The 16,973-nt window shown below is 65.4% G+C and carries 17 protein-coding genes and 1 tRNA gene; 14 read left to right on the forward strand and 4 right to left on the reverse strand.

The features are described from left to right. Window positions 1-16 precede the first annotated feature (16 nt). Complete coding sequence (locus QX108_RS00145) at window positions 17-1,075, forward strand: phosphotransferase family protein (RefSeq protein WP_315785091.1); 1,059 nt, start codon at window positions 17-19, stop codon at window positions 1,073-1,075. 105 nt (window positions 1,076-1,180) lie between these two features. Here the strand turns inward: QX108_RS00145 and QX108_RS00150 are convergent, their stop codons facing one another. Both QX108_RS00150 and QX108_RS00155 read right to left on the reverse strand, forming a co-directional pair. Beyond that, window positions 1,181-1,459 (reverse strand): hypothetical protein, encoded by a 279-nt coding sequence (locus QX108_RS00150; protein ID WP_172180303.1) that lies wholly within the window; start codon window positions 1,457-1,459, stop codon window positions 1,181-1,183. An 880-nt stretch (window positions 1,460-2,339) separates the two neighbouring features. Continuing rightward, window positions 2,340-3,125: an SDR family NAD(P)-dependent oxidoreductase gene (locus QX108_RS00155; protein WP_172108031.1), complete on the reverse strand. Its 786-nt coding sequence runs from the start codon at window positions 3,123-3,125 to the stop codon at window positions 2,340-2,342. Between the two features lie 144 nt (window positions 3,126-3,269). Here QX108_RS00155 and QX108_RS00160 point away from each other — a divergent pair, with 144 nt between their 5' ends. Continuing rightward, the gene (locus QX108_RS00160) at window positions 3,270-3,977 is read left to right on the forward strand and encodes a histidine phosphatase family protein (RefSeq protein WP_315785086.1); all 708 of its coding nucleotides are present in this window, start codon (window positions 3,270-3,272) and stop codon (window positions 3,975-3,977) included. A gap of 251 nt (window positions 3,978-4,228) precedes the next feature. Then, entirely contained in the window at window positions 4,229-4,996 is a 768-nt protein-coding gene (locus QX108_RS00165) for an SDR family NAD(P)-dependent oxidoreductase (protein ID WP_006611819.1), read from the forward strand. Between the two features lie 309 nt (window positions 4,997-5,305). On the opposite strand, the gene QX108_RS00170 is transcribed toward QX108_RS00165, so the two are convergent. Beyond that, window positions 5,306-6,538, reverse strand: coding sequence for a serine hydrolase domain-containing protein (locus QX108_RS00170; protein WP_315785080.1), 1,233 nt, complete (start codon window positions 6,536-6,538; stop codon window positions 5,306-5,308). A 165-nt stretch (window positions 6,539-6,703) separates the two neighbouring features. Between QX108_RS00170 and QX108_RS00175 the strand changes: the two genes are divergently transcribed. Further along, window positions 6,704-6,779: transfer RNA gene (locus tag QX108_RS00175), tRNA-Trp, on the forward strand. A gap of 89 nt (window positions 6,780-6,868) precedes the next feature. Here QX108_RS00175 and QX108_RS00180 read toward each other — a convergent pair. Further along, window positions 6,869-8,101 (reverse strand): ABC transporter substrate-binding protein, encoded by a 1,233-nt coding sequence (locus QX108_RS00180; RefSeq protein WP_315785077.1) that lies wholly within the window; start codon window positions 8,099-8,101, stop codon window positions 6,869-6,871. A 422-nt stretch (window positions 8,102-8,523) separates the two neighbouring features. On the opposite strand from QX108_RS00180, the gene secE reads away from it, so the two are divergent. The 10 genes from secE to rplL all read left to right on the forward strand — a co-directional run bounded on the left by secE (window position 8,524) and on the right by rplL (window position 16,930). Then, window positions 8,524-8,715 (forward strand): preprotein translocase subunit SecE, encoded by a 192-nt coding sequence (gene secE / locus QX108_RS00185; RefSeq protein WP_006611822.1) that lies wholly within the window; start codon window positions 8,524-8,526, stop codon window positions 8,713-8,715. Continuing rightward, window positions 8,715-9,272 carry a transcription termination/antitermination protein NusG gene (gene nusG, locus QX108_RS00190; RefSeq protein WP_008960377.1) on the forward strand — a complete coding sequence of 186 codons (558 nt, stop codon included), beginning with the start codon at window positions 8,715-8,717 and terminating at the stop codon, window positions 9,270-9,272. The genes secE and nusG overlap by 1 nt, the downstream gene beginning before the upstream one ends. Window positions 9,273-9,676: 404 nt before the next feature. Next, window positions 9,677-10,105, forward strand: coding sequence for a 50S ribosomal protein L11 (gene rplK / locus QX108_RS00195; RefSeq protein ID WP_006611824.1), 429 nt, complete (start codon window positions 9,677-9,679; stop codon window positions 10,103-10,105). Window positions 10,106-10,111: 6 nt separating this feature from the next. Further along, window positions 10,112-10,804: a 50S ribosomal protein L1 gene (gene rplA / locus QX108_RS00200; RefSeq protein ID WP_172108040.1), complete on the forward strand. Its 693-nt coding sequence runs from the start codon at window positions 10,112-10,114 to the stop codon at window positions 10,802-10,804. 79 nt (window positions 10,805-10,883) lie between these two features. Continuing rightward, window positions 10,884-11,834, forward strand: coding sequence for a 2-hydroxyacid dehydrogenase (locus QX108_RS00205; RefSeq protein WP_315785072.1), 951 nt, complete (start codon window positions 10,884-10,886; stop codon window positions 11,832-11,834). A 146-nt stretch (window positions 11,835-11,980) separates the two neighbouring features. Then, entirely contained in the window at window positions 11,981-12,445 is a 465-nt protein-coding gene (locus tag QX108_RS00210; RefSeq protein ID WP_315719556.1) for a (2Fe-2S)-binding protein, read from the forward strand. Window positions 12,446-12,447: 2 nt separating this feature from the next. Further along, window positions 12,448-14,631: a xanthine dehydrogenase family protein molybdopterin-binding subunit gene (locus tag QX108_RS00215; protein WP_315785069.1), complete on the forward strand. Its 2,184-nt coding sequence runs from the start codon at window positions 12,448-12,450 to the stop codon at window positions 14,629-14,631. Then, window positions 14,628-15,275: an Isoquinoline 1-oxidoreductase subunit gene (locus tag QX108_RS00220; protein WP_315785066.1), complete on the forward strand. Its 648-nt coding sequence runs from the start codon at window positions 14,628-14,630 to the stop codon at window positions 15,273-15,275. The genes QX108_RS00215 and QX108_RS00220 overlap by 4 nt, the downstream gene beginning before the upstream one ends. 698 nt (window positions 15,276-15,973) lie before the next feature. Then, window positions 15,974-16,492 (forward strand): 50S ribosomal protein L10, encoded by a 519-nt coding sequence (gene rplJ / locus QX108_RS00225; RefSeq protein WP_172109746.1) that lies wholly within the window; start codon window positions 15,974-15,976, stop codon window positions 16,490-16,492. Window positions 16,493-16,552: 60 nt separating this feature from the next. Then, a complete protein-coding gene (gene rplL, locus QX108_RS00230) occupies window positions 16,553-16,930 on the forward strand; it encodes a 50S ribosomal protein L7/L12 (protein WP_172108050.1) in 378 nt (125 codons plus the stop codon). Window positions 16,931-16,973: the final 43 nt, after the last annotated feature.

The following is a 16,973-nucleotide window of genomic DNA, read 5'->3' on the forward strand; positions in this document are numbered from 1 at the left end:
AGAAGGGAGCCTCGTCGTGGCCGACGGCGTCAAGAAGGACGAAGAATTCTCCGGCACCAAGCCGGTCGAGGAGCGGCATCGGTTCGACGAGGCGAGGCTCGCGGCGTGGATGGCCGAGCATGTCGAGGGCTATGCCGGCCCGCTGACCGTGCTGCAGTTCAAGGGCGGCCAGTCGAACCCGACCTACCGGCTGAACACGCCGTCGCGCTCCTACGTGCTCCGCCGAAAGCCGTTCGGCAAGCTGCTGCCGTCGGCGCATGCGGTCGATCGTGAATTCCGCGTCATCGCGGCGCTCGGCAAGCAGGGCTTTCCGGTCGCCAAGGCCTATGCGCTCTGCAACGACGATAGCGTGATCGGCTCGGCCTTCTACATCATGTCGATGGAGGAGGGCCGGGTGTTTTGGGATCCGACCCTGCCGCATGTCGGGGCTCCCGAGCGCCGCGCGATCTTCACCAGCAAGATCGAGACGCTGGCGAAGCTGCACACCTACGATCCCTCAGCGATTGGCCTCGCCGATTTCGGCAAGCCCGGCAACTATTTTGCCCGCCAGGTCGACCGCTGGACCAAGCAGTATCGGGCGTCCGAGACCGAGCATCTGCCGGAGATGGAGAAGCTGATCGAGTGGCTGCCGCGCACCTTGCCGGTGCAGCAGCGCGTCTCGATCGTGCATGGCGATTATCGCCTCGACAATATGATCTTCCACGCCTCGGAGCCGCGTGTCATCGCGGTGCTCGACTGGGAGCTGTCGACGCTGGGCGATCCCATGGCCGACTTCACTTATCTGCTGATGCAGTGGATCATGCCCGGTCTCGCCGGCGTCGACCTCAAGGCGCTGAACATTCCGACCATGGAGGAGGCGGCGGAGATCTATCGCGGCGTCACCGGCACCGAGCTGCCCGACCTCAACTGGTACTTCGCCTACAATCTGTTCCGCCTCGCCGGCATTCTCCAGGGCATCATCGGCCGCATCCGCGACGGCACCGCCGCCAACGACAAGGCCATCGAGTCGGTCAAGCGCATGGTGCCGATGACCAAGCAGGCCTGGGAGTACGCGCAGAAGGCGGGTGCGGTGTAGCCTCTTGGAGCCCGGATGAGCGTCAGCGACATCCGGGTTCTCACGTGCTGCTGCGGTGAACCCGGATGTCGCTTCGCTCATCCGGGATACGCGCGACACACCCTCTCAGCGGCCACCGCCGCCACCTCCACCGCCGCCGCCCCCACCGGCCGTCGTCATCGCACTGCTGTAGCGCGGATCGGTCTGCTTCATGTAGATCGGCGACGTGTCGGTGCTCTTGCGGCGCGGGCCCTCTTGCACGTGTTGGTAGGTGCCGCAGGAGCCCCATGAGCTCAGCTCGCACGGCGGCAGGCTGGGCTGGCGCGCCTGGGCGCTGGTTGCAGCCGCCCCGGCCGCGAGGGCGCCGATCAGGGTGAGCAGTCGCAGTTTCGATAGTCTCGACATCTGATTCCATCCTTCGGTTTGGCGAAGCCGGAAATGGTCCGCTTGCGAAGTTCGACGGAGCCTCGGGGCAGGCGGTTCGAAGAGGCGCGCTGAAAAAAACCCGCCAGTGCCGATGTCTGCGGTTGAACCGGACTGCTGCTCGCTGCGACATGACGCGGTCGCGCCGTCAAAGAAAGTTTGCGAGCGCGATCAAGACGATCGTCTCGATCAGTCCGGGCGGACGAAAGATTTTGCTTTCGCTTTTTCGGAATTTGTGCTTTGCTGTGGTCATCCCGCCTCACTCGGAGGGGCGTTGCGCGCGATCGTCACGACACGCGAGGCGGGGAGGCGATGGCCGCGATGGAGCCGCAGCGTGTCCTTGCGATGCGCGGACGAACGGCTCGGCGCGGACGTGAAGTCGCAGGGTCCTGATACCCCGACGCTGGTATCAAGTCGCGTTGGCCTGAGCGCCGCGCGGTGATGGTGGCCAACGAGCCCGGCGCACCAGGGAGACTGCGTATAAGCGTTAAGACCGTCGCGCAGGGAAGGCCGGGTGTTCTCGGCTGCACCTGTGGTACCTGCCGCCTGCATTTTTTTCGCAGGCGGGCCGCAGGCGTCAGCCGACGCCTGGCCTTCCCTGCGCCCTTCGATTGGAGGGCGGCGACGATCGGATCACTCGGGCGTGGATGCGCCGCGGGAATGTATGCGCATGTCTATCCATTTTCCCGCGAACTTTTTGTGTGTCGCGATGACGCTAATCTCATGTTCGTCATGCCCGGGCTTGTCCCGGGCATCCACGTCGTTCCGCATATGCCGCTCGACGTGGATGGCCGGGACGGGCCCGGCCATGACGGAGGCGAGAGGAGGGGCCGTATCGGCGCCCTCGCAAAGGGCCAGAGCGCTAGATCGGCTTCCCCGCATACGGCATCGACGCGGTGAGGCCGCCATCGACCGGGAACGCCTGGCCGTTGACGTAGGAGGCTTCGTCGCTGGCGAGGAACAGGGCCATGGCGGCGATCTCGTGCGGCTGACCGGCGCGCTTGAGCGGATTGAGCTGGCCGATCTTGCCCTCGGTGCCGCGCTCCTTGGCGCCGTCGAAGATCGGCTTGGTCATGCCGGTCTCGATCAAACCCGGACAGACCGCGTTGATGCGCACGCCGGTGCCGGACAGCGAGTAGGCCGTGGTCTGCACCAGGCTGATGACGCCGGCCTTGCTCGCGGCATAGGGATGGCCCGAGGCGCCCGACTTCAGGCCCGCAACGGAGGCCGTGCAGACGATGGCGCCGCGCTGCTGGCGCACCATGTGCGGCATCGCGTATTTGACCGCGAGGAACGGGCCGATCAGATTGATGCGCAGGATCTCCTGCCAGTGCTCGACGGTCTGCTCGGCGATCGGCTTCAGCCCGCCGGAGATGCCGGCATTGGCCCAGATCACGTCGAGCTTGCCGTAGGTCGCGACCGCGCGATCGATGAAGCCGGAGACATCGGCCTCGGAGCCGGCGTCGGCGAGCACGGCCTCCGCAATGCCGCCCTGCTGCTTGACCATCTCGACCGTCTCCTTGACGGCCTCGCTGCGATCGACCGCGATCAGCCGCGCGCCTTCCTTCGTGAACATCAGGGATGCGGCGCGGCCGATGCCGCTGCCGGCGCCGGTGATGATGACGGATTTGCCTTCGAGGCGGCCCATGTTTCCTCCTGCTTGTTTCGTGATCAGTTGCGTGCCGCGCAACGGAATTCAAACATCGTTTCAAACGTGCTGAGATCGGCAAGCGGCTTGAGACGACTGAGGCCTTCACGTACAGCGAGAGACCGGCAGAGGGAAGGGTGAGCGATGACGAGTGATGGAAGCAAGCCTTCTGTGGTCACCACGCGCTGGTGGTGGGTGCGCCACGCGCCGGTGCGCAGCGACGGCGGCAACATCTACGGCCAGTCCGACATCGCCTGCGACACGGGGGACCGTGAGGTGTTCGAAGCCGTGGCCAAGATCCTGCCGCGCAGCGCCGTCTGGTATGCGAGCAACTTGATGCGCACGCATCAGACGGCGGAGGCGATCTGGCAGGCCGGCTTTCCGCGCCCGGCGGACATGATCAAGGAAGCCGCCTTTGCCGAGCAGCATCTCGGGCAATGGCAAGGCATGAACCGCGCCGCCTTTCTGGCGAGCCGTCCCGCCGGCAGCCATTGGTTCGCCGCCATCGACGAGCCCGCGCCGGGCGGCGAGAGCTACATGGATCTGTATACCCGCGTCATCGCGGCGATCGCGCGCATCACGGTGGCGGAAGCCGGTCGCGATGTCGTTGCGGTCGGCCATGGCGGCACCATCAAGGCCGCAGTCGGCCTGGCGCTTGGCGGTCTCGTCGAGAAGGGGCTCGCGTTCGACATCGACAATTGCTCGGTGACGCGACTCGATCACATCCAGGCCGGCGACGTCAGCACGTGGCGCCTGCCGATGGTCAACCAGCAGCCCTGGATCGCCGACGCCGCGCACCGCGCGATGCATCAGCCGGCCGGGCCGGAGGTCACGACGAGCAAGCTGGCGTGAGGAGACGCGCGGGTGTTCGACAGGTCGCATATGGGTGGTGAGCCTCTCAGTGCACCCGCACATTCAACTGTCATCGTCCGCGGAGGCGGACGATCCAGTACACGCCGGCCTCCCGGGTCTCACGACCGCCGCAGCGTACTGGATGCTCCGCCTGCGCGGAGCATGACGGCGGTGGGTGGAACGGATTCCATCCGCCTCACGACAAATGTCGACCCGATAACGACCTAACAACAACCTAGGAGGACCTCCCCATGACCCTGTTCGACATGACCGGCAAGGTGGCCGTCATCACCGGCTCCACCCGCGGCATCGGTCTCGCCATCGCCGAGCGCATGGCCGAGCACGGCGCCAAGGTGGTGATCTCCTCGCGCAAGGCCGATGTCTGCGACGCCGTCGCCAAGGAGATCAACGAGCGCTTCGGTGCCGGCACGGCGGCTGCGGTCGCCGCCAACATCTCCAGCAAGGAGAATTTGCAGAACCTCGTCGACGAGGCCAACCGCATCTACGGCCAGATCGACGTTCTCGTCTGCAACGCCGCGTCGAACCCGTATTACGGACCGCTCGCCGGCATCTCCGACGATCAGTTCCGCAAGATCCTCGACAACAACATCGTCGCCAACAACTGGCTGATCAGCATGGTGGTGCCGCAGATGATCGCGCGCAAGGACGGCTCGATCATCATCGTCTCCTCGATCGGCGGCCTGAAGGGCTCGACCATCCTCGGCGCCTATGCGATCTCCAAGGCCGCCGACATGCAGCTGGCGCGCAACCTCGCCTGCGAATACGGCCCGCACAATGTGCGCGTGAACTGCATCGCGCCCGGCCTGATCAAGACCGATTTCGCCAAGGCGCTGTGGGACAATCCGGACAATCTGAAAGCGTCGACCGCCCGCTCGCCGCTGCTGCGCATCGGCATCCCGGACGAGATCGCCGGCGCGGCGGTGTTCCTGGGCTCGGCCGCCGGCAACTTCATGACCGGCCAGACCATGGTGATCGACGGCGGCGCGACGATCAGTTGAGGTCGACGCTGTCTCTGCGCTCTCCGTCATGGCCGGGCTTGTCCCGGCCATCCACGTCGAGCGGCGGGTGTCGATGCGCGTGGATGCCCGGGTCAAGCCCGGGCATGACGACGGAGAGAGCATACGTCCCTCACTCCACAGACACTCACCACTGTCGTCCCGGCGAACGCCGGGACCCATAACCACCGGCCATCATGAGGCAGGCAACTGGCAGTGACATCCCTCGACAGATCACGCGGTATGGATCCCGGCGTTCGCCGGGATGACGGTGGTGGGTGTCGCCAGATCCGGGCATACGACGCAGCCGGCTCACTCCACCGCCGCGTACACGACGTCGCGCACCAGCGTGCGCAGATAGTCCCGCTGTCCCGGAGCCTGCGCCATGAACACGCAGAACAGCTCCTCCTTCGGGTCGATCCAGAAGAACGTGCCGGCGATGCCGCTCCAGAAGAAGGTGCCCACCGAGCCGGGGAAGGGGGCGATGCCGGCGTCGCGGCGGACGGCGAAGCCGAGGCCGAAGCCGTGACCCGGCGACAGCAGGGTGCCGACCGTCTTCACGTCGGGGCCGAGATGATCGGAGGCCATCAGCTCGAGCGTCTTGCGGCCGACCAGCCTGACACCGTCCAAGCTGCCCTTGTTGAGCAGCATCGCGCAGAACCGGGCGTAGTCCATGGTGGTCGCCACCAGCCCGCCGCCGCCGGATTCCATCACCGGTTGCTCGGTCATCTTGAACAGGTTCACGGCCTCGCCGGTCCACGGGTCCTTGGCAAACGGCTCGGCCAGCCGGCCGGCATTGGCCTCGCTGGTAAAGAAGCCGGTCTCGTTCATGCCGAGCGGCTTCAGGATGCGCGCGGCCAGGAACGCGCCGAGCGATTGCCCGGAGACGACCTCGATGATCCGGCCGAGAATGTCGGTCGAGCGGCTGTAGTTGAACTCCGCGCCCGGCTGGCAGATCAGCGGCAGGCCGGCGACGATCGAAGCGTGCTCGGCGTTGGTGATCTTGCGGCTGCGCACGCGCGACTGCTGGTAGAGCTGGTGCACCGGCCCGGTGCCGGTGTGCTCATAGGCGAGACCCGACGTGTGGCGCAGCAGGTCCTGCACCGTCATCGGCTGCGCCACCGGCACGAGCTCCAGCTTGCCGCCCTTGTCCACGCCGACCTTCTGGTCGCCGAATTCCGGGATGAACTTGGCGACGGGGTCGGACAGCAGCAGGTCGCCGTCCTCGGCCAGCATCATGATGCCCAGCGAGACGATCGGCTTGGTCATCGAGAAGATGCGGAACAGCGAATCGGGCCGCATCGGCGTGTCCTGGTCCGGCGCCTGCCGGCCGATGGCGTCGAACCAGCCGATCCGGCCGCGGCGGCCGACCAGCAGCGTCGCGCCGGGGATCGTGCCCTTGTCCGCCTCGCGCTTGAACGCGTCCGAGGCCCGCTGCAGCCGCGCCGCGGACAGTCCGAGCGCCTCAGGCCGGTCATCCGGCAATGGCAGGCTCAGGGAGCGGAGCGCGGACAGCGGCATGCTGGGGGCGGGGGACGGGGTCATGGGCTCTCCCTCGAGCAGTGTTGTTCTGGGCGATGTTGTCGGTTTGCATCAAGTCTGGCGCGGAAGTTGTGGTCTGACCAGTCGATTTGCCCGATTGCACCCTTGCATTCGGGGGGAGGTCTATGCTTCAAAGCGGCCGAACCGGCGACGCTGTCCCGGCTCGCTAGGAGTGTAGCTCAATTGGTAGAGCACCGGTCTCCAAAACCGGGGGTTGGGAGTTCGAGCCTCTCCACTCCTGCCAGCGAGATCAAGCACTTAAAGCCAAAATCGACGACGACAGTTTGCCCGGGGCCCGCGATGCGCGAGCCCCGAACGCGTTTTGGCGGGTCCTTATTGTTTCACGTAAGGACAATTGCCGTCCTTCAGCGGCCGGAACACCTGGTCGCCGGGCACCTCCGCCAGCACCTTGTAATAGTCCCACGGGCCCTTCGATTCCTCCGGCTTCTTGACCTCGAACAGGAACATCGAGTGCACCATGCGGCCGTCCTCACGGACGAAGCCGTTGTCGGTGAAGGCGTCGCGGACCGGGGTCTCGCGCATCTTGGCGAGGACAGGCCTGGTGTCGCGGGTGCCGGCGGCCTTCACCGCGTTGAGATAGTGCAGCGTGGCGCTGTAGGTCGCGGCCTGGTTCATGGTCGGCATCCGTTTCATCTTGTCGAAGAACTTCTTGCCGAAGGCGCGGGTGCGGTCGTTGAGGTCCCAATAATAGGCCTCGGTGATGATCAGGCCCTGCGCCAGCTTCAGGCCGAGGCTGTGGATGTCCGAGATGAACATCACGATGCCGGCGAGGTTCTGGCCGCCGGCGACGATGCCGAACTCGGCCGCCTGCTTGATGGTGTTGATGGTGTCGCCGCCGCCATTGGCCATGCCGATGATCTTGGCCTTGCTGGCCTGCGCCTGCAGCAGGAAGGACGAGAAGTCCTGGTTGTTGAGAGGATGGCGGGCGCTGCCGACCACGGTGCCGCCGGCTGCGCGCACGACGTCGCCGGTGTCGCGCTCGATCGAATGGCCGAACAGATAGTCCGCGGTGATGAAGAACCAGGTCTTGCCGCCGTTCTTGACGATGGCCTGGCCGACCGTGTGCGCATTGCCATAGGTGTCGTAGGTCCAGTGCACGGTGTAGGGCGAGCAGGATTTTCCGGTGATGTCGGAGCTTGCGGCGTCCGTCACGATCATCAGCTTCTCGAACTGCTTCGACATCTCCATGCCGGCCAGCGCAGTGGCCGAGGTCGGCATGTCGATGATCATGTCGACGCCTTCGTTCTCGTACCATTTGCGGGAGATGGTGGCGGCGATGTCGGCCTTGTTCTGGGCGTCGGCGCTGATGATCTCGATCGGCTTGCCGAACATGGTGCCGCCGAACTCCTCGACCGCGAGCTTGGTCGCCTCCAGATTGCCCTGGCCGCCGATGTCCGAATAGACCGACGAGAAGTCGCCGAGCACGCCGATCTTGAGCGGCGCCTGGGCAAGGGCAGGGATGGCGGTAAGGGTGAGGGCGGCAAGGCCGGCAACGAGACCGACGGCGGCAAGGCGCGTCCGTCCCTTGCCCGTGGCAAAGGTCATGGGGTTCCTCCTGATTGTTCTTGTGCCGGTGAGAATGAGCGGGCGCCGCAGGCCCGGCAAGAGCAGGAAACCCTCCGCAACGGGCATTTCGTCGCGGCACCTGCTCAACCTGCCGTGGTGTGGAAATGGCCTGCCGCGGCACGAAAAACCGGCGTGAGGCGGGTCCAGCGGACCTCTGCCAAGCGAATGACCGGGGACACCCGGCCTGCCCTTATCTTGACCTTTGACCGCTCCGACAGTAGATATCGACAACCTGCAGCCGGCCCGCGGACAGCGGATATCCGGCGCGGCTTTTCACTCCCCGAACAAGCGAGCCCGTGGTTTCCGGCTCATCTCTCCGACAAGAGGGTGGGCAGCGGTCGGCTGTTCGGTTTTCCCAGTCAACTCTTCAATCGTCCGATGACGGACGAGGACCCCTGACGATGGCTACAAGCCCGTTCAAATTCCTGCAGGAAGTGCGCTCGGAGACCGCCAAGGTCTCGTGGCCGAGCCGTCGCGAGGTCACCATCACCACGATCATGGTGTTCGTGATGGTGGCGCTGGCCTCGGTGTTCTTCTTCGCCGCCGATCAGATCATCCGTTATCTCATCACCCTCGTGCTGGGCATCCACTGATGGCAATCGCAACGCAAAGCTCCGACAAGCGCTGGTACATCGTCCACGCCTATTCGAACTTCGAGAAGAAGGTCGCGGAGTCGATCCGCGAGCAGGCCAAGCAGCGTAATCTCGAGGATCTGTTCGAGCAGGTGCTGGTGCCGATCGAGAATGTCACCGAGGTGCGCCGCGGTCGAAAGATCAACGCCGAGCGCAAGTTCTTCCCCGGCTACGTGCTGGTGAAGATGAAGCTGACCGACGAGGCGTTTCATCTGATCAAGAACACGCCCAAGGTGACCGGCTTCCTCGGTGCCGAGAACAAGCCGATGCCGATCTCCGAAGGCGAGGCGATGCGCATCCTGAACCAGATGCAGGAAGGCGTGGAGCGGCCGAAATCCTCGGTGTCGTTCGAGATCGGCGAGAACGTCCGCGTCGCCGACGGCCCGTTCGCGTCCTTCTCCGGCGTGGTCGAGGAAATCGACGAGGCCCGTTCGCGCGTCAAGGTCGCGGTGTCGATCTTCGGCCGCGCCACCCCGGTCGAGCTGGAGTTCAACCAGGTCGAGAAGGTGGTGGGTTAAGGCCGGCGGCTTCGCCCTCTCCGCCGTCATTCCGGGGCAGCCCGAAAGGGCTGAGCCCGGAATCCATAACCCCAAGCGGGTTTGGGACGGCGAACTGCCACTTCTGAGGTGCCCAACACAGCGCCCTGTGGCTATGGATTCCGGGCTCGCCCTGACGGGCGCCCCGGAATGACGGGAGGAGGGAGCTCGCGTGCTCCACCCTTTCCTTTTCGTCCGATCTCGTGTATCGGGCGCCCTTCGCTCCCCAAACGGGGGGCGATTTCGTTCGTGGGAGGCGCGGCCGGCTTTGCCAGCCGGACAAAGCGCGCCGGACCACGGTCCCAAACCTCGCCCAAAGGGTTTTGTCGCCCGGAGGGCGGTGCGTTCGCATCAGGCAAAAAGCGCGAACGCGTTGGAGAATCACAATGGCAAAGAAAGTAACCGGTTACCTGAAGCTTCAGGTCCCGGCCGGCGCGGCCAACCCGTCGCCGCCGATCGGCCCCGCGCTCGGTCAGCGCGGTCTCAACATCATGGAGTTCTGCAAGGCGTTCAACGCGCAGACCCAGAAGGAAGAGAAGAACACCCCGATCCCGGTGGTCATCACCATTTACGCGGACCGGTCCTTCACCTTCGAGATGAAGACCCCGCCGATGTCCTTCTTCCTCAAGCAGGCCGCCAAGATCCAGTCGGGCTCCAAAGCCCCGGGTCGTGACAAGGCCGGCAAGGTGACCAAGGCGCAGGTGCGCGAGATCGCCGAGAAGAAGATGAAGGACCTGAATTGCGACTCGATCGAGTCGGCCATGAAGATGGTCGAGGGCTCTGCCCGCTCGATGGGTCTGGAAGTTGCGGGGTAAGCGGCCATGGCGATCGGAAAGCGTTTGAAGAAGGCCCGCGAGGGCATCGACCGCACCAAGCTCTACCCGCTTGCTGATGCGATCAAGATGATCAAGGAGCGGGCCGTCTCGAAGTTCGACGAGACCATCGAGGTCTCGATCAACCTCGGCGTCGATCCGCGTCACGCCGACCAGATGGTCCGTGGCGTCGTGATGCTGCCGAACGGCACCGGCCGTACGCTGCGCGTCGGCGTGTTTGCCCGCGGCGCCAAGGCCGACGAGGCCAAGGCCGCCGGTGCCGACGTGGTCGGCGCGGAGGACCTGGTCGAGAAGGTTCAGAACGGCAACATCGACTTCGACCGTTGTATCGCCACCCCCGACATGATGCCGCTGGTCGGCCGTCTCGGTAAGGTGCTCGGTCCGCGCGGCATGATGCCGAACCCGAAGATCGGCACCGTGACCATGGACGTCGCCGGCGCCGTCAAGGGTGCCAAGGGCGGCTCGGTCGAGTTCCGCGTCGAGAAGGCAGGCATCATCCAGGCCGGCGTCGGCAAGGCCTCGTTCGCCGAGGACAAGCTGGTCGAGAACATCAAGGCGCTGGCGGACGCGGTCGTGAAGGCCAAGCCGGCGGGCGCCAAGGGCACCTACGTCCAGCGCGTCGCGGTGTCGTCGACGATGGGCCCGGGCGTCAAGGTCGAGCCGGGCACCGTGCTCGCGTAAGCGGCCTCGCATGAGTTAGTGAGGAAGGGCGGGATCGTCGAACGATCCCGCCCTTCGCATTTTGGAGTCCGCAGCCGCGATGCCCGACAAGGTCCTGATCTACTCCCGCTTCCCCAAATCCCTCACCCAGCGCTTCGCCGACCGCTTCGACCTGCTCGACACTGGTGGCAGGCCGGCGGACGAGGTGTTTGCGGCGGAGGAGGTGGCGCAGGTCCGGGCGCTGATCACGGCCGGCGCCACGCGGCTCGGCGCGGAAGAGATGGACCGGCTGCCGGCGCTGGGGGCGATCGTCTGCTACGGCACCGGCTATGACGGCGTCGACCTGAAGGCGGCGGCGGCGCGCAGCATCGCCGTCGGCCACAGTCCAGGGGCTAATGCCGCGGCGGTCGCCGATGTCGCGGCGATGCTGATGCTGGCGAGCACGCGGCGGCTGGTCGTCGCCGACGCCTACGTCCGCGACGGCGGCTGGGCTGGGTCCAAGCCGTCGCCGCTGATGAAGCCGCCGCCGAGCCTGGCCGGCTGCAGGGTCGGCGTCTACGGCATGGGCGAGATCGGCCGCAAGATCGCGGCCCGCGTCGCCGCGTTCGAGACCGATGTCGGCTATTTCAATCGTACCCGCTACGACGACCTGCCGTATCAGTCTTTCCCGAGCCTCGATGCGCTCGCCGAATGGTGCACCGTGCTGATGATCGCGGTCCGCGCCAGCGCCGAGACGACCCATGTCGTCAATGCTGAACTCCTGAAGAGGCTTGGGCCCGACGGCCATATCGTCAACATCTCACGCGGCTCGGTCATCGACGAGCGCGCGCTGCTGGCGGCGCTGAAGGACGGTGTCATCGCCGGCGCCGGGCTCGACGTGTTCGAAACCGAGCCGCATGCACCGGATGAACTGACGGCGCTTCCGAATGTCGTGGTGACGCCCCATATCGGCGGCAACACGCGGGAGTCGCATGTCGCGATGCAGGCCTGCGTTGTCGCCAATCTCACCGCCTTCTTCGCCGGTGAGACATTGCCTTACCAAGTCAAGTGATCAGTTCGCGGCGGCGTTCTCCTGCCTCCGAAATCGTTCCGCGCAGTCGGAGAAATATTCTGACGCACTGCACATCTCTGTGAGTTGCGAGTCGTTCTCGAACGCTTCTAATCATTGCTATTCGTGGATGAAGAGCGAGGGCGGCAATGGCGGCGTTCACCTTGAAGATCAACGGGCGGGAGCATCAGGTTGATGTCGATCCTGGGACGCCCTTGCTTTGGGCCATTCGCGACAATGTCGGGTTGACCGGCACGAAGTATGGCTGCGGCGTCGCGCAGTGCGGCGCCTGCACCGTCTATGTCGATGGCCAGACCGTCCGCTCATGCTCGTTGCCCGTCTCGGCGGTCGGAAAGAGCGAGGTGACCACGATCGAGGGGCTGGCATCCAAGGAAGCCGTCGCCGTGCAGAAGGCATGGGCCGCGCATGACGTGCCGCAATGCGGCTACTGCCAGTCGGGACAGGTGATGAGCGCGGCCGCGCTGCTCGGGCTCAATCCCAAGCCCACCGACCAGGACATTGATCTGGCGATGAACGGCAACATCTGCCGCTGCGCGACCTATGTCCGCATCCGCGCCGCGATCCATTCCGCCGCCAAGTCGCTGGAGGGCTGACCATGAATGCACATGTGAAGCCTGCTGCCTCGACCGCATTGTCACGCCGTTCGCTGCTGAAAGCAGGGGCAGGCCTCGTGCTCGCCACCTATGTCGCCCGTAACGGTGTGGCTTTCGCGCAGGACGGCGCCGCGGCCAAGTCCGTCAACATCGCACCGAACACGTTCCTGGTGATCGGTCAGGACGACACCGTTACGGTGTTGTGCAAGCACATCGAGTTCGGGCAGGGGCCGTTCACCGGCATGGCCACCCTGGTGGCCGAGGAGCTCGATGCGGATTGGTCGCAGATGCGCGCCGATCATGCGCCCTCGAATCCGGTGCTCTACAAGAATCTCTTGTTCGGGGTGCAGGGCACCGGCGGCTCCAGCGCGATCGCCAACTCCTACGAGCAGATGCGCAAGGTCGGCGCCGCCGCCCGCGCGATGCTGGTGGCCGCGGCCGCCGACGAATGGAAGGTGCCGGCCGAGGAGATCACGGTCGAGAAGGGCATCATCAAGCACGCTTCGGGCAAGCAGAGCGGTTTCGGCGCCCTGGCCGCCAAGGCGATGCAGCAGCCGGTGCCGGCGAACCCGCAGCTCAAGGATCCCTCCGCGTTCAAGCTGATCGGCAAGGAAGGCGCCGTGACCCGGCTCGACAGCGTGGCGAAGTCGAACGGCACGGCCGAGTACACGCTCGATATCAAGGATCCGGGCACGTTGACCGTGCTGGTGGCGCGCTCGCCGCGATTCGGCGGCAAGGTCGCCTCGTTCGACGCGGCGGCAGCCAAGGCCGTGCCCGGTGTTGTCGACATCAAGGAGGTGCCGAACGGCGTTGCCGTCTATGCCGATGGATTCTGGCCGGCCAAGACAGCTCGCGAGCTGCTCAAGATCACCTGGGATGACAGCAAGGCGGAAATGCGCGGCACAGCGCAACTGCTCGAGGAGTTTCGCTCGCGCGCGAACAAGCAGGGCGCGCTGGTCAAGCAGGAAGGTGATGTCGACGCCGAGATCGCCAAGGGCGGCAGGCTGATCGAGACCGAGTTTGTCTTTCCGTATCTGGCCCATGCGCCGATGGAGCCGATCAACGCGTTCATCCATTGGAAGGGCGACACCGCCTCGGCGCGCTATGGCAGCCAGTTTCCGACGCCCGATCATGCCGCGATCGCCCAGGTGCTCGGGCTGGACATTTCCAAGGTCGAGCTCAAGACGATCCTGGCCGGCGGCAGCTTCGGCCGGCGGGCACAGCAATCGACCCATGTCGCGCTGGAACTGGCGCAGGTCGCCAAGGCGATCGGGCCGGGACGGCCGGTCAAGCTGGTATGGACCCGCGAGGACGACATGCGTGGCGGCTACTACCGGCCGTTCAGCCTGCATCGCATGCGCGGCGTGGTCCGCGACGGCAAGATCGTGGCGTGGTCGGACACGATCGTCGGCCAGTCGATCATGAAGGGCTCGCCGTTCGAGGCGATGACCATGAAGAATGGTCTCGATTCGACCGCCTATGAAGGCTCGAACGAGATCCCGTACCAGGTGCCGAACTTCCGCTGCGACCTGCATCAGGTCGATGTCGGCGTCCCCGTGCTGTGGTGGCGCTCGGTCGGCCACACCCACACCGGCTACGCCGTCGAGGCGTTCGTCGATCAACTGCTCGAAGCCGCCGGTCAGGACCCGGTCGAGGGCCGGCTTGCCATGATGGCTGACAAGCCGCGCCATGCTGGCGTGCTCAAGGCGGTTGCGCAGCTCGCCGACTGGAAAGGCGCCAAGCTCGAAGCCGGCCGCGCCCGCGGCGTCGCCGTCGTCGAGAGCTTCAATACCTATGTGGCGCAAGTGGTCGAACTGTCGATGGGCCAGGAGGGACCGGTGGTTCACAAGGTCTGGTGCGCCGTCGACTGCGGCGTTGCCGTCAACCCGGACATCATCCGGGCCCAGATGGAGGGCGGCATCGGCTTTGCGCTCGGCCACATCCTGTATGCGCAGCAGCCGCTCGAGGAGGGCCGGCCAGTGGCGGGCAATTTCGACAGCTACCGCTCGCTGCGGATCAACGAGATGCCGCAGATCGAGGTGACCATCGTGCCGTCGACAGAGAAGCCCACGGGTGTGGGCGAGCCCGGCGTGCCGCCGCTCGGACCGGCCGTCGCCAACGCCATGGCGAAACTCGGCCTGCCGCGACCCACGCAATTGCCGATCCGGCCGGGAGATACCGCATGAGAGTGGTCGGAACGGGGACGCTGGCGCTGCTCGCCGGCAGCTTGGCCGCGGTTGCGATCGCCGCTTATCCGGGGCTGCAGCGCGCCGACGCCGCGCCGGAGGCGGTCCGCATGGCCGCCGGGCTGAAGCCGGTGACGGATTTCGCCAAGATCAAGAACAAGGACGAGCGCGCGGTGGCGCTGTTCGAGGAAGCCGGCAAGGTGCTCCAGTCGCCGCGCTGCATGAACTGTCATCCGGCCGGCGATCGCCCGACGCAGACCGACAAGATGCTTCCGCACCAGCCGCTGGTGGTCCGCGGCGAAGCCGGCATGGGAGCGCCAGGCGGACTCGCCTGCACCACCTGTCACCACGAGGCCAATTTCGACGCGGCACGTGTGCCCGGCAATCCAAAGTGGCAGCTGGCGCCGATCGAGATGGCCTGGCAAGGCCGCTCCCTCGGCCAGATCTGCGCGCAGATCAAGGATTCGAAGCTCAACGGCGGCAAGACCATGGCTCAGCTGGTTCACCATATGGCTGAGGATGAGCTGGTCGGCTGGGGCTGGAATCCGGGCGCGGGGCGGACGCCGGCGCCGGGAACCCAGAAGCAGTTTGGTGAGCTGATCAAGGCCTGGGCCGACGCCGGAGCAGCCTGTCCGAAAGGGTGAGGCGGGATCGCGCCACTGCGCGTGATTCCCGGTAGCCTCGGATGCGCTCAGCGACATCCGGATTCTCCGGCCGGCACGTGAGGTTCGCATGTCGCTATGACCGACGGGCGTCCCGCGCGCCGGCTGTCGCGCATGCGAGCCTATGGGCTTTCCGGCATGGCCAATTGGTGCGATTTTTGCTCCTGGGGGTCTTGGCAAGTCGCCACTGACCCGTTAAAGAACCGGCTTCCGGGCGGGCTGGCTGTTGCTGGCGCGCCCGTGCGCGCATTCCGACAGCCTAGGGAGCCAGCATTCCTTTGAGGATATCCGTTTGGATTTCTCGGAAGGAAGAAGGATCTTTCTGCTCTCGAATGCCGCAGGGGAGGTCGGTCCGCCGATCCCCTCGAATCCTGTCCGAGACTGCAGGCGCCGGCGCGGAAGTCAAATTTCCTCAATGGCTTAATCATTCAGCCTGCATAGACGGGTGAAGACCGGATTTCGGCATGTCCTCTGCGCTCGTCGCGGTGGCATGCAGGTTTGGTTCGAACCTCGACACTCCCAGGGCCGGTCAGGCCCTCGGGAAGGGCAGGCTATTCATCGTCGTGCTGCCTGACGTGTCCTTTGGGGTTCTAGCGTCCAGAGGTCGGGTTTGGTGGGCGGCGGGTTTAACCCGGCGGTCCCGCTTTCGGGCGAAGGCCGCCAACCGGAGAGAGCTTGCTGTGGAACGAGCGGCAAAGAAAGAGGCGGTCGAGCAGCTGCACGAGGTCTTCAAGACCACGGGCGTTGCCGTCGTCGCTCACTATTCCGGCCTTACCGTGGCTCAGATGCAGAACCTGCGCAAGCAGATGAAGCAGGCTGGCGCATCGGTGAAGGTCTCGAAGAACCGTCTCGCCAAAATTGCTCTTGAAGGCACGGACGTCGTCGGCATCGGTTCCCTGTTGAAGGGGCCGACCGTGATCGCAACTTCGAACGATCCTGTCGCGGCGCCCAAGGTTGCCATCGAATTCGCCAAGGCGAACGAAAAGTTCGTCATCCTCGGCGGCTCGATGGGCTCAACCGTCCTGAATGTCGACAGCGTCAAGGCTCTCGCCTCGCTGCCGTCGCTGGACGAACTGCGCGGCAAGCTCGTCGGCCTGATCCAGGCTCCGGCGACCAAGCTGGCCCAGCTCGCCAACGCTCCCGCGGCCAAGGTCGCGCGCGTCATTCAGGCTCATGCCTCAAAGGGCGAAGCGGCCTGACGCCCTTCGCAAACACTCACAACCTGGTTTCGAACCGAACCAAATCAAGGAAGTACATCAATGGCTGACCTGCAGAAGATCGTCGACGACCTCTCGGCCCTCACCGTTCTCGAGGCCGCTGAGCTCGCCAAGCTCCTGGAAGAGAAGTGGGGCGTGTCCGCCGCGGCCGCCGTGGCCGTCGCCGCTCCGGGCGCTGGTGGCGCCGCTGCCGCTCCGGCGGAAGAGAAGACCGAGTTCACCGTTGTCCTGGCTTCGGCCGGCGACAAGAAGATCGAGGTCATCAAGGAAGTCCGCGCCATCACCGGCCTGGGCCTGAAGGAAGCCAAGGACCTCGTCGAGGGCGCTCCGAAGCCGGTCAAGGAAGGCGTCAACAAGGACGAGGCCGAGAAGATCAAGGCTCAGCTCGAGAAGGCTGGCGCCAAGATCGAGCTCAAGTAAGCGACGGCTTCTTGCGGGGCGCCGGGCCGCCTGACGGCAAGGC

Origin of the sequence: Bradyrhizobium sp. SZCCHNR1002 (assembly GCF_032381435.1) — a bacterium.
Classification (GTDB): domain Bacteria; phylum Pseudomonadota; class Alphaproteobacteria; order Rhizobiales; family Xanthobacteraceae; genus Bradyrhizobium; species Bradyrhizobium aeschynomenes.